This is a genomic window from Enhygromyxa salina, assembly GCF_000737335.2.
In the GTDB taxonomy this organism is placed as follows: domain Bacteria; phylum Myxococcota_A; class Polyangia; order Nannocystales; family Nannocystaceae; genus Plesiocystis; species Plesiocystis salina_C.
The window spans coordinates 42,846-55,366 of record NZ_JMCC02000060.1 but is presented as its reverse complement, the minus strand read 5'-3'; the positions used below and the strand labels follow the sequence as shown (position 1 = coordinate 55,366).

The 12,521-nt window shown below is 69.7% G+C and carries 5 protein-coding genes; 1 reads left to right on the top strand and 4 read right to left on the bottom strand.

What is annotated here, in order from left to right:
* Positions 1-339 precede the first annotated feature (339 nt).
* Positions 340-1,221, top strand: coding sequence for a hypothetical protein (locus DB30_RS22455; RefSeq protein WP_146660119.1), 882 nt, complete (start codon positions 340-342; stop codon positions 1,219-1,221).
* A 1,366-nt stretch (positions 1,222-2,587) separates the two neighbouring features.
* Here the strand turns inward: DB30_RS22455 and DB30_RS22450 are convergent.
* The 4 genes from DB30_RS22450 to DB30_RS22435 form a co-directional block, all read right to left on the bottom strand.
* Positions 2,588-7,144 (bottom strand): Eco57I restriction-modification methylase domain-containing protein, encoded by a 4,557-nt coding sequence (locus DB30_RS22450; protein ID WP_052552358.1) that lies wholly within the window; start codon positions 7,142-7,144, stop codon positions 2,588-2,590.
* A gap of 4 nt (positions 7,145-7,148) precedes the next feature.
* Positions 7,149-11,339: a DISARM system SNF2-like helicase DrmD gene (drmD, locus tag DB30_RS22445; RefSeq protein ID WP_052552357.1), complete on the bottom strand. Its 4,191-nt coding sequence runs from the start codon at positions 11,337-11,339 to the stop codon at positions 7,149-7,151.
* 110 nt (positions 11,340-11,449) lie between these two features.
* Positions 11,450-11,800: a hypothetical protein gene (locus DB30_RS22440; RefSeq protein WP_146660117.1), complete on the bottom strand. Its 351-nt coding sequence runs from the start codon at positions 11,798-11,800 to the stop codon at positions 11,450-11,452.
* A 161-nt stretch (positions 11,801-11,961) separates the two neighbouring features.
* Positions 11,962-12,489, bottom strand: a complete 528-nt coding sequence (locus DB30_RS22435) for a hypothetical protein (protein WP_146660114.1) — start codon at positions 12,487-12,489, stop codon at positions 11,962-11,964.
* Between the last annotated feature and the right edge of the window lie 32 nt (positions 12,490-12,521).

Sequence of the window (12,521 nt, the reverse complement as noted above, 5' to 3'; positions counted from 1 at the left end):
CCGGGCGGCTAAGCGATCGGAATCTATTAAGAATTCAAACTGATCGCCGCTCTAGGAGCCCGTGGTGGAACCCATCGTGTCGCCTCGCGCCGGAACGAGGGCGAGGCGCCAACCTATCGTCCATGGCAGCTGTACCGGGCGTACTGCAAGTTTCGGCGACACTGCCCTCGGCGAAAAGGCCAAGCGAGGCGGCGCGAGGGGTTCCACCACGGGCTCCTCGCGCCGGGTGGGGCAGATCGACCCATTCATCCATCCAGCTCCGACCATGATATCGACTTTATTGAGACTTCATGAGAAAAGTCGCGGAATCTTCGGGTTCAATTTGTATGCTGTCTCGCTATGACAGTAGACCCTTCAACACTCGATCTGTCCGGCTACCGCACATTGTCCGTGCTCACGTTGACCGGCAGCATCTCGGTCGGCAATAGCCTGGTCGAAGCAATGCCCGCGGGCGTCCCCGATCATGTCAACGACGCGGCCCAGCTGCTCGCGGACGCGGTCGACGATGCCGAGAATGCGCTGATGGAGCGGCTCGACGGCAAGGCCGATGCTGGGCTCGAGCGCTCGTTCGACGTGCTCGTGGATCGGGTCTGGGTCGCCCTGCGTGCCCGCCTGGAGTTCTGGCAGGTGTACCGCCACGAGGGCCTGGATCTGCTCAGCGCAGAGGAGCTGACCACGGCCAAAGTGGAAGCGCATCGCAAGCTGAGCCGCGTGGCCGAAGAGCTGCTCGCGCGGCTGTTTGGCGACGGCGTGGACTTCTTGCGGGTCTCGTACCCGCAGCAGGCCGCCCACATGGCCGCGCGCCTGCGCTACATCGAGAGCCACGGCCTGCAGGCGGAGTTCGTCGAGCTCGTTGGTGCCGCGCCCGCCTCGCTCGCGCAGGTGTGCCAGCGTCGCTACGAGGCAATGGTCGCCGCGCGCACGGCTCGCGACAACGCGGTGTCGGTGAACCTTCGCCCGCTGCGGGCCAAGATCCGCTGGGCCGCAGAGAACTACGCGAGCCTGCTGATCTCGACGCTGCCCAAAGGTGACGCGGAGTGGAGCGAGACCGTGCTCGCGGCCTTGCAGCCCATGCTGGCAAACGACACGACCCGCTCGAAGACCGACGCCGAGGAAGCGCCGGATGCAGGTGGCGACCTCGAGGGTGTCGAGACGCCAGCGGCGGGGGATCTCGTGGATTCCGAGCCCCCGCCGGTCAACCCTCCGGCCGAGGGCGAGTGAGCTGGCGGTCTTGATGGATCTCGCCCCGCGCTGACTCCAGCGACGGGGCGTCTTTCCGGGTTCAATTCGAATGGGGTGCCCACGGCCGCGAGGTCTTCCGCCGCTGTGTTCGAATGGGGTGCCCACTGCCGCGGGGTCTTCCGCCGCTGTGTTCGAGTGGGATGCCCACCGCCGCGGGGTCTTCCGCCGCTCAATTTGAATGGGGTGCCCACCGCCGCGGGGTCTTCCGCCGCTCAATTTGAATGGGGTGCCCACTGCCGCGGGGTCTTCCGCCGCTCAATTTGAATGGGGTGCCCACTGCCGCGGGGTCTTCCGCCGCTCAATTTGAATGGGGTGCCCACTGCCGCGGGGTCTTCCGCCGTTCAATTTGAATGGGGTGCCCACCGCCGTTGGGTCTTCCGCCGTTCAATTTGGATGGGGTGCCCACTGCCGCTGGGTCTTCCCTCGTTCAATTTGAATGGGGTGCCCACCGCCGCTGGGTGTACCGAGCTTCGATCTTCTGGGTCCGCCGCGGACATCAGCTCGCCGGTGGTTGCAGGCAGCCGTCACCGGTACAGCCAGAGGCTACGGTTGCGGACCCGCCGCCGCGGCGCGCCCGTCCCCTGCGAACGCCGGGTCACCGCTGGCCGCTCTGCGACCTGGACGGGGCTTCGTTCGCGGATGTCGCGCCAGCCGGAGGACGGGCGAGGACTACGATCGCGGAGTTTCCGCCGCCCTCGGGACAGCCGCGAGCTACCTCGGCGTATGTTGGGGGAGCCCACACCACGGCCATCACCTACGTTCGCGGACATCCCGCCGCCCCCTGGGCAGCCGCGATCTACCTCGTCCTAGCTCGCAGGTGCCTCCCGGGCAGCCGCGAGCTACCTCGGCGTAGCTCGCAGGTGCCTCCCGGGCAGCCGGGCCTACCCCCGCGTAGTTCCGGCCGCCGTCGGGGCAGCCGGGGCCTACCCTGGGGTATCGGGGTCGCCGTCCGTGGGCGTCGCTCCGAACCGCCCGAGCCTGCAGGAGCCCGGTCACCCCGCAGCGGCGGAGCTCGCGGTCGAGCTGGCGAGGTCGAGCAGCTCGGCCGCGGGTTCGCAGCGGTCGTCGACACCAGCCCGGCCAAGGCGACGGCGAGCGCGCGCCGAGCAGCGTTGAAGCTCGAAGTGATCCTGGCGACGGCAGGAGGAACGCGGAGAAGCCGCCCCCGCTTCGGTCGCGCCGACTCGGGGTCTTGCACCGGCCGCGGCTCTGGCCCACAGGCTCGGGGTCTCTCGACGCCGGCAAGCTCGTGGCCGCGGGCCAACTTGGGCCACCAACTCCGGCAGACACACGCGCCTGAACGGCCCGGGTGAGGATCTCGTGGGTCGAGGCTTCGCGTGGGCGCTCAGCCGCGGCGTTCTTGGGCGGCCCGCAGCTCGTTGAGGGCCATGAGCGCGTCGAGGATCGCGTCGTTGAAGCGCTCGAGCGCGAGCTTGTCTGCGGGGCTGAGATCGGGGAGCCGCGGATCGACGTAGGGGGGGATGTCGATCGATTGAAACAGGGGGGCGAGCGCGCGCTGCTTGGGGTCGGTGCATGCCGCCAGCTGCTCGGCGTAGACGTCGAGGACCGCGCGATCGAGCTCGAGGTGGAGCGTACGCAGGGCGTCGAGGCGGGGGTCCGTCGCGGGGGCGTGGTGCTTGTGGCTGGGATCGGACTCGATCGTGGTGAGGTTGAAGCCGAGCAGGAGGTTGTAGGTGGTCGTGAGGCCGATCTGGTGCTCGAGCATGAAGGCGGAGCGCTGGGTGTCGAGGGTGGCGCCGAGGGCTTCGAGGCGGGGGTGCTCGGTGCGGGGGTCGGGGGACGGGAACGGGAAGTTTTGGAAGCAGTCGCTGGGGCGATAGCCTTGGCGGGATTCGAGCGTGGAGGAAAGGCTAGCGACCCACCGCTTGTGTATGGACGACGATAGAGTCGAGAGGGCCGAGTAGCAGGGTGTGGTAATGACGACCAAATTCTCGGAGAAGACGCGGTCCGATGGCTGCATTGAGAACATGGTGTGTTTGGATGTACGCGCGGTCACCAAACAACGCGGGAGGTCAGCGAGGGCGGCGTAAAGCGCGGGACGTGTCCGCGCGTGGAGCCACCAGTCGTTTTTGAGCCTCTTGCCGTCAGCAGTGTCTCGCAACTTGTCGCGCTCGGGCTTGACCTCCGCGCGAACGATGCCAATCAGATCCGGCCACTGCTGCGCGGCCTCCAGCGACATATCGCCGAAGTCGATAACGTAGCGGTCAAACCCCTGATCGGGGTTGCGATTGACCTCCGCGCCCCCGAGGTAAGGCTTAATTCGATCCGCATTGTGCTCGTCCTGTGCAACCAGCCTGTCTCGGTCGGCTGGTGTCAGGGTGAATCCCAGTCCCAGGACGATACTGCCCTGTAAACTCAGGTCGGTATTACTCCGCAGACCGACCGGGTCATTCCGTTCGGGGCGCGCCACCAGCCGCGAGTTAATCACCGCTGCTCGACGAGCCTCAACCTGCGCTGTCACCGGATCCATGCCGCGAAGTACTGGTTCCTCCGCATATTTTCCGACGGACCCCGTCGCCATGTGCACGATCGACACCGTCACCGCTGCGCCAGGCGCCGGCCACCTCAAATTCACCATCGCGTCATAAATCACCCCACCCGTCGCCAACATCGCCGCCAGCCCCGTCGTCCGCGTATCCCCCTGCCCGATCGTATTCGTCGCAACCAACCCCAACGCCCCATGCGGCCCAAGCAAATGCTCCGCCCGCCGGAAGAAGTGCGCACACAAATCCGCGTTCCCGTGCGCGCCCGGGTGCACGACCTTCAACCAATCCAAATACTGGTCCCCACCCGCAGCGGCCACCCCATTCTTCCCCGCAAACGGCGGATTCCCAACCACCGCATCAAAATAGGCCACCCGATTCTTCTTCCCCCCCGCCAGCGGATCCGCCCGCCCCTCCCAGAACACCTCGGGAAACTCCAGCATCCAGTGAAACGGCTCCTGCCCCTCCAACAATTCCCCCCGCAACCCCTCCACGACGCCCCGCGCCGCCGCCTCCTCGGGCTCGCCGCGATCCCGCGCCCCCCACCAGCTCATCAGGGCATCCAGCCGCTCGGTCCGCCGCTCCAACCGGGCCTTGTCCTTGCTCTCGGCAAAGAACGCCGACACGCACAGATCCGCCGCCAGCCGAGCGTCGTCCAGGGCCTCGCGCGCCTGCCCCAGCAGCAGCTCGCGCTCGAGCACGGCCTCCTCGCCATCGCGCCGGGCCAGCGCCACGATCTGCCGGCGCAGCTCGGTCGCCCGCGCCAGCGACTGCGCGATCACATGCGCGAGCGCGGGATCCTCGACCTGCTCGCGGGCCTTCGCCTTGCCCTTGCGCTTGCCCGCCGGCACCTCGCCGAGCCGCCAGTCGAAGCCCCGGATCTGCGCCAGGCTCAGCCCCACCAGCGAGTCACCCTGGCGCAGCGCGTGATCCACAAAGGTGAACGGCAAGCTGCGCGACATCGTGACCAGCCACAGCGAGAGCTTGGCCAGGTTCACTGCATACGGGTTCTTGTCGACCCCATACACGCAGCGCTGGGCGACCAGGCGGCGGGCGGCGATCACCGGATCCGCCTCGTCGGTCTCGCCTTCGATCGGCCGGGCCTCGCCGCTCAGATCCCCAAGCGCGGCCTCTAGCAGCGCGCCCTGACTGGCGTAGCGACCCTCGCGTTGCCAGGCCGCGACCACGTGATCCCCCAGCTGGCGCACCACCTCGACCAAGAACGCGCCCGAGCCCATCGCCGGATCCACGATCTTGAGGTTGAGCAGGGCCTCGCTGGTGGGCGGGCCGCCGCCCTCGGCCTCGATCGTGCGCAGGATCGGGGCCAGGGTGCGGCGCACCACCGGCTCGGTCAGCTCGCGCGGGGTGTAGTGCGAGCTGGTCCGCTTGCGCTCGTCGCCGGGCTGGATCACCAGGCGCCCGGCCGCCAGCCGCTGGCCGTGGGTCTTGCCGGCGAAGTCCTCGATCACGTCGAGCGCGGCCTCGGCCTGATCCGGCTTGGGCACGCCTTTGAGCGCCTCGGCCACGGCCTTGGCCAAGCGGGCGCCCGCGGCCTTGTCGAGCCCAACCTCGTCCTTGAGCCACTTGGCGCGCTGGGCCGGGGCGACCGCCAGCAGCTCGTTGGCGCCCAGCCACACGCCCTTGGCCCGGCGGGCCCGCAAGCGCACCGCCGGCTGCTCGAGCCGGATCACGTCGTAGCCCATCAGCGCCTCGTAGACGCTGCCGATCTGCTCGACGTCCAGGGCCCGGTAGCTCAGGCGTTGGCGGGTCCTGCCTTCGCGCAGGTACAAGAGCGCGTCCAGGACCTGGTACAGCGTGCCGTCGTCGACGCTTGGCACCTTCACGGTGGCGCGCTGCTGGGCGCTGAGATCGGCGCTTGGGCTGGCGGGACCGGTTGGCCGGGCGCGGCCCTCGAGGAACGGGTAGGCGTCGGGATCAAACAGGTGGCCGCGGCGCGGGGGCATCAGCAGGGCCGCGTCGCCTTCGTGCTCACCGTGATGGTGGATGCCGTCGTAGATCGCCCGCCAGGTCGCGACCAGCCGCGACCAGGCGCCAAACCGCCGATCCATGGCGTCGGGGTGGGCGCCCTGATCTTGCTGAAGCTCGTCAAACAGGCCCAGCAGCGAGTAGCCGGCCTGGTAGATCGGGTGCTCGACCGGGAGCAGGCCCCGGTCCTCCGCGTAGAGCATGAACACCAGGCGCAGCAGCACGGTCAGCAGGCCGGCGTAGACCTCACCGGTGCCGGCGTCGCGCTTGCCCTGGGCAACCAGGCCCTGCAGCAGCTCGCTGCCGTCGCGCGCGGCCGCGGCTTCAAACCCAACCAGCAAGGTCGAGAGCGCCTCGAACACCTGATCCGCCAGGCGCTCGGTGACCTCGGCCTGCTGCTTGCGGCTGGCCTCGAGCAAGGCCGGGAGCCGGTGCTCGGCCGCCTGGGTCAGCCAGCGATCGCGGCCCAGCAACGAGCTGAAGGCGTCGAGCATCGCGCGGCCGCCGACCTCGGACATGTCGCTCAGATCGAAGGTCAGCGAGCCGGTGGTCTCGCCGTGGGGGGCGTAGATCAGGCGCACGTGGGTGCGGTTGGTGAGCACGCCGATCGGGACCCGGGTGTGGCGAAGCAGGCGCTCGAATTTGGCGGCCGGCGGGTAGTTCCAGCTGGCGTCGCGATCGGGGCGATCCAGGTCGCGGCCGATCGCGTCGGGGCCAAACGCCGTGGCCTCGTCGGCCAGGTCCCAGACCAGGGCCAGGTAGTCGCGCCCAGCCAGCGCGGCCGAAGACAGCTCGGGGTCGGTGTCGCCGGGCTCGACCGGGGGCGCGGGCTCGACTGCGGGCGCGGGCTCGACTGGGGCCTCGCTGCGGGCGACGGGATCGGCGGCGAAGGGGTCGTTGGCGGCGAAGGGGTCGTCCGCGGCGAAGGGGTCGGCCTCGGGCGGCGCGGCTGGGGGCGAGCCAGCGCCAGCGGGATCAGCCGCGAAGGGATCCGCCGCGAAGGGATCCGCTGCGAAGGGATCCGCTGCGGCCGGGCCAGCTGGCTGCGCCCGCGCTTCGCGGCGGATCGCGGCGCTCGGGCGGATCATCGAGCTGGTCGCAGCGTCGGCCGCGACCACGTGCACGCTCGCGGGCAAGCTGGCCGCGAGGTCGATGTCGCCGGGCGCAAACTCGAGCAGGCCAAACAGCAGGACCTCGAGCGAGGGCAGCTCGAGGCGCGGGCGCTCGGCCCCCTCGGCGGGGGGCGGCAGCAGCTGCTCGCGGTAGCTTCGCTGGGCAGCGGGGCCGCGCTGGAACATCAAGCCGGCCGTGGTCAACACGGGGACCGAGACCACCAGGCCGTCCTGCCGGACCATGCCCAGCCAGCTCTCGTGCCAGCGCGCCTGCGTGTGTGCGTTGGTGCTGCGGCTCATCGGCTCAACCCCACACCTTCGGCCACAGGTAGACCAGCCCGATCGGCTCGATGCGACACAGCTGGACTTCGTAGAGGGCGCGCAGCTGGGCGGGCTCCTGATCGATCTCGGTCTGGATCGCGGCGAAGCGATCTTTGAGGGCGTCGCGGTCGGCCAGGCTCTGGCGCCGCTCGGCCTCGTTGGTGATGCCCTGCAGCGCGAGCTGCTGACCCAGCTCGCTGGCGAGCAGGCGGCGCTGATCCACGAGCAGCTGTTCGAGCTGGTGGCTCTCGTGCTCCCCACGCTTGCGCAGGCGGGCGCCAGCGGCCTCGGCCGCGCGCTGGGCCCGGTCGCGCGCCAGCGGCCACAGCGTGGCCAGATCGTCGCGGGCGCGGGCGAGCAGGGATTGGCGCTGGTGGGAGCGGAGCGAGCCGGTGGGCGGGTGGCGCTCGACGTCCAGCAGCTCGTCCAGGACCATGGACAGCTGACCCAGCTCGCGCTCGGACACGGGCTCGAGCGGGCCGTCGGCCGTGTCGCCGCTGACCTGGACGATCTGCTCGACGATCTCGTCGTGGAGGCGGACGGCGCCGTGGCCAAACAGCGAGACCCGGGCCAGCGCGACCGCGTAGGCGTGGCCGTTGTGGTTGTGCTCGAGCAGGGCCAGGTGCTCGAGCTGGTGGGCGCCAAAGCCCGCCGAGGTGAACACGTCGAGCAGCCGGCGGACAAAGGGGTGATGCAGGTGCAGGTGGACCCGCGGCGAGGTCATCTGCGGGGGCGGATCAAACACGACCGGCTGCGGGGGCGCGGCCCGACGCCAGTCCCACAGCGACTCGTCGCGCTCCCGCGGCCGACGCAGGGCGTCGAGGGTGCTCTCCCACCCGGCCGGCAGCTCGGGCACCGCGTGCGCCTGGGTCCCGCCGTCGCCGGACACGGGCTCGAGCTTGCCGACGCCAAGCAGCGTCAGCGCGACGTCCAGGGCCTGGTGCAGCAAGCGGGGCTCGAAGTTGAGCTGCTTGACCGCGTCGGAGTAGCGGGTGCCGGCCTGGCGAATGTCGCGGTCGAGCTGCTTCTCGCTGGCGCTCAGCCCGGCGCCTGCGCCATGGTCGAGCTCGCGCATCACGATCTGCTGGCGCTCGCCGGGGTGGGTCGCGGCTTCGAGCGCGGCCTGGGTCTGGGCCCCGATGCTGCGGCCCTCCAGGGTCGCGGCGATCTGCTCCATCACCACGCTGCCGACCGAGCCAAGCTCCTCGCGGATCACGTCGACCTTGCGCATGACGGTGTCGAGCACCCGATCTTCCTCGCGCTGGGCGTAGACAAAGTAGTGGCAGCGGGCTTCGGGCTCGGGTTGCAAGGTGCGATCGATCCGGCCGTTGCGCTGCTCGAGCCGGGCCGGGTTCCAGGGAATGTCGAAGTGCATCAAGTCGGCGCACGCACCCTGAAGGTTGATGCCCTCGCGGGCGGCGTCGGTTGCAAGCAAGATGCGGACGGGGTGAGCTTCGGGCGGGGCGTTGAAGGCCCGCTGGATCGCCTCGCGGCGCTCGTCCCCAAGCGCGCCGTGGATCTCGAGGATCCGCTCGGCGCCGTGATCCGTGCCCTCGAACGCCCGGTTGAGCAGGGTCTTGAGCCAGCGCTTGGTGTCCGTGTACTCGGTGAAGATCAGCAGCTTGCGCGGGCCCCAGCTGGTGCTCGCGGCGCTGCTGGGCTTGGGGCCCAGGCCAACCGCGGGGCACTGGTTGCGGCGGATCCACTCGAGCAGCGCGCGGACCCGGGCGTCGGCCGAGCCGCTGCTGCGCTTGGCCAGCGTGAGCATGGCGTCGAGCTGGGCCCGGGCCTGGGCAGACGGCGTGCCCAGCAACGCGCTGGCGGTGGCGGTCTGCTGAAGCTCGTCGTCTTCGATCGCCTCGTCGGCCCGATCAAACTCGCCGTCGAGCTCGAGCTGCGCGGCGTGGTCTTGGGGGTTGTCTGGCTGGGCGTCCAGGCGGTCGGCGAAGTGTTGGTCAAAGCGCTGGGCGTGGGCGCACAAGGTCCGATAAAACCCGGCCGTGCTGCTGAGCAGGCGCTTTTGCAGGTTGGCAAACACCAGCCGCTGGCGCTTGTTGGCCGGGGCCACCGTGCGCTCGTAGTCTGCGAGCATGCGGGCGAGCTCGAGCTCGGGCGCGCCGGCCTCGCCAAGCGACCACGCCGGCTCACCCTGGGCCGCCAAGGGCAGCTGCGGGCGGGCATAGTTGGCGAGCGCCGGGTCGTCTTTGGCGCTTGGGCGGGGGCTGTGCAGGTTGGCCTCCAGCGACCAGGCCCCGGCGCCGCTGTTGGGCGCGTGATGCAGGGTCATGGCAATGACCTCGCGCCGGGGGAACAGGCCCTTGGACACCCGCCGAATGTCGCGCTTGAGCCGGCGAACCATGACGGCCTCGAGCGCCTCGGGGTTGGCCGCGACCGAGGTTGCCCGGTGGAAGCGCTGCGGATCCAGGAGCTCGAGCAAGGCCGAGAAGCTGTTGGTGTGGCCGTTGTGGGGGGTGGCCGACAAGAACAAGCGGTTCTCGAAGCGCGGACACAGGTGCTCGCGCGCGATCCGGGTGATCTGCGAGTCAACGGCGTAGGAGCTGCCCGAGGCCGGCGCCACCGTGTGGGCTTCGTCGAGGATCAGCAGCGACTTGCGGCGCTTGCCGTGCTCGGCGTGGGCGCCCAAGAACGCGCGCAGCGGCTCGAGATACTCGGCCCGACGCAGCAGCGGATACGAGATGATGAAGCGATTGTGGGTGGTCCAGGGGTTGACCTTGTAGCCCCGCTGCTGCCGCATGCGGGCCACAAACGCGCGATCGTAGACCTGAAACTGCAGACCAAACCGCTTGTAGAGCTCCTCTTGCCATTGCAGGCACACGCTGGCCGGGCCGACGACGAGCACAAACTCCACGCGCTGGCGCAGCAATAGCTCTTGCATGACCAAGCCGGCCTCGATCGTCTTGCCAAGCCCAACGTCGTCGGCAATGAACAAGTTGGCGCGGGGCAGCTCGAGCGCCTTCATCAAGGGCGTGAGCTGGTAGGGCTGAACGTGGATGCCGGCCCGCAGCGGGGCCTGAAACAAGGTCGCGTCGGCGGCCGTGGTCGCGTTCCAGCGCAAGGTGTTGAGGTACGCCGCGAAGTGCTCCGGTGGGTCAAACCCGGCCAGCCCGCGCAGCTGACCGGCCTCGGGCTCGGTCACGTAGGACCCGAGCTCGAGCTCCCACAACACGCTGAGCTCGCGGCCGGGGGCGTCGTCGTCGAGGCAGACCAGATCCACCAGGTGCGCGGCCTTGCGGCGCGCGACGGTGGGCGGGTGGACGGCTTCGACCAGCCAATTGCGGTGGCGACAGCGGGCGATCTGACCGGGCTTGGGGATCGCCGCGCCGGGCTCGGTTGGCGGGCGCGCGGGCAGCCGGCTGGCAGGGGCAAGCGGCGGCTTGGGCTGGACGAGGTAGCTGGTAGCCGTGCCCGCGTCGTTGGCCGTGATGGGGGTTGGACGCGGCGGCTGGTAGGTGGCGGGCTTGGGCGCGGGCGCGGTCGGGGTGATCAGCAGCTCTTGGGTGGGGCCGGACGCGGCGAAGTCCACACCGTCGAGGCGCTGGCGATGGTGGGCGCGCTCGAGGGCGGCGCGCACACGGCCGGGCGAGACATCCAGGGTCTCGGCCAGGCGCAGGAGCACGAGGTCGTCGTTGCGCGCGTCCGAGACCCGGAGCGCGGCGAGCTCGGCGGGGAGCTTGCTGGTTGGCTCGGCGGCTTGGGCGGGCGCGGGCGTTCTGCGTGGGGGGGACGCCTCGGCCACGACGCCGGCTCCGCCATCACGACGGCGCTCGAGGGCGGCGAGATAGGCCGCCTCGCTGGATGTGAACTCGCAGTTGTCGAGCCGCGCGCGGTGGTGAGCGTCGTGCAGATCGATCTCTACGACCGCGGGCGGGGCACCCAGGATCTGCGCGAGCTGAACTTGCAGGGCGGGATCGTGACGGGCGTCGGAGCAACGCAGCTCGCCGAGCTCCTCGGACATGGGCAAGCGCTCGCGGGCCGTGTCGTCGGGGGTTGGCCACAGCCGGCCGAGGGCCTTGGGCAGCTTGGTGCGACCGTGAACCTGCTCGAGCCAGGCTTGTAGATGTTCGCGATCGATGCCGAGGAGCTTCGCGAGGTGGTCGAGTTGCGCCCGCGCGGCGCTGGTGCTCAGCTTGGCGAGCTGCTCGGGGGTTGGCACAGGGCCGGAGTACAACACAGGGCCGGCGACAGGGGAAAGCAGGGAGTTGCGGGCCGGTAGGCGCGGGTTTGGGGCGGCTGGGCCGAGTGAGGTGGCGTAGATCGCGGGGCCTACAGGGGATTGTCAAACACGACCGTGCAGCCCCCCGCGTCACAGCTACAGTGTCCTTGGCCGCAGTCCATGGTGCCCCCTTGGCACTCTTCGGTGCACGCGACCTCAGAGCAGTCCGGCGCCTGCGAGGCCGGCACGCAGGTGGTGGGGTGACAACATTGCGCAGGGACACAGTCGGCGTCGACCGAGCAGACATCGCCGTCTGGCTCTGGCTCTGGCGCCGGCTCTGGCTCCACGGGGTCGCCCAGCTCATCGGCGGGCCCCCCCATGTCGTTGGCTTTGTTTTGGCCCCCACAGGCGACCAAGGTGAACGAGAGCAGGCACAGCGGGATCAGGCGGGGTACGAGCATGGGGGCAGCGTAGCTCATCCGTGATCTGTCGACGATGGCGCCGCGCCCCCCTGTCGCATGCGACAGGGGTCGTCGAGACTCCTGGCCTGCCGGAATCAACACATTACACAATGACCCAATGGTGGGCGACCCAATGGTGGGCGACCCAATGGTGGGCGATCTCAGCGCGACTTTGGCTCGGGCTCTGGCTCTTCGCCGCAGGCCCCCACCCGCTCGAACCTCCAGCCCATCAGCCAGCCGCCGTCCTCCCCAGACGCGCTGAGCTGCGTCTCGAGGCTGTCTCCGTTCGAGACGAAGTGGACCTCCTGGGGAAAGTCGTTCTCGTAGTTGGCCCAGGCCCACGCCAGCGACCCCTCGGGCAGCTCGATGTCGCGTTGGGTCGCGCTTGGATCAACTGGCTCGAACGCGATCGCGGGGGCCTCCGAAGTCTGCGACACGTAGACATGGTCGCCGCCGCTGGTGAGCAAGGCCAGGCGCTCGGTCGACACGACCTTCCCATTTGGGTCGACGTGCCGGACCACACCGAGCAGGTCTTCACCAAAGATCCACCACCGCTGCGAGGTCCCGTCAGTGCTCTGCCAGACCCCGCACAGGACTTCGGGGTTGGGAGCCGTGGATTCGGGGGCCCTGCCGGCGCAAGCGCACAGGGCCAGCGCGCAAGCGAGGAGCCGAGAGGATCGACGGAGCATGCGGCGGATGGTAACCGAGCCCGCCGGGTGAC

Bases quoted from the DNA above. Each gene is read 5' to 3' on its own strand.
- DB30_RS22440 (WP_146660117.1), bottom strand. From the start codon at position 11,800: ATGCTCGTACCCCGCCTGATCCCGCTGTGCCTGCTCTCGTTCACCTTG.
- DB30_RS22435 (WP_146660114.1), bottom strand. From the start codon at position 12,489: ATGCTCCGTCGATCCTCTCGGCTCCTCGCTTGCGCGCTGGCCCTGTGC.
- DB30_RS22450 (WP_052552358.1), bottom strand. From the start codon at position 7,144: ATGAGCCGCAGCACCAACGCACACACGCAGGCGCGCTGGCACGAGAGC.
- DB30_RS22455 (WP_146660119.1), top strand. From the start codon at position 340: ATGACAGTAGACCCTTCAACACTCGATCTGTCCGGCTACCGCACATTG.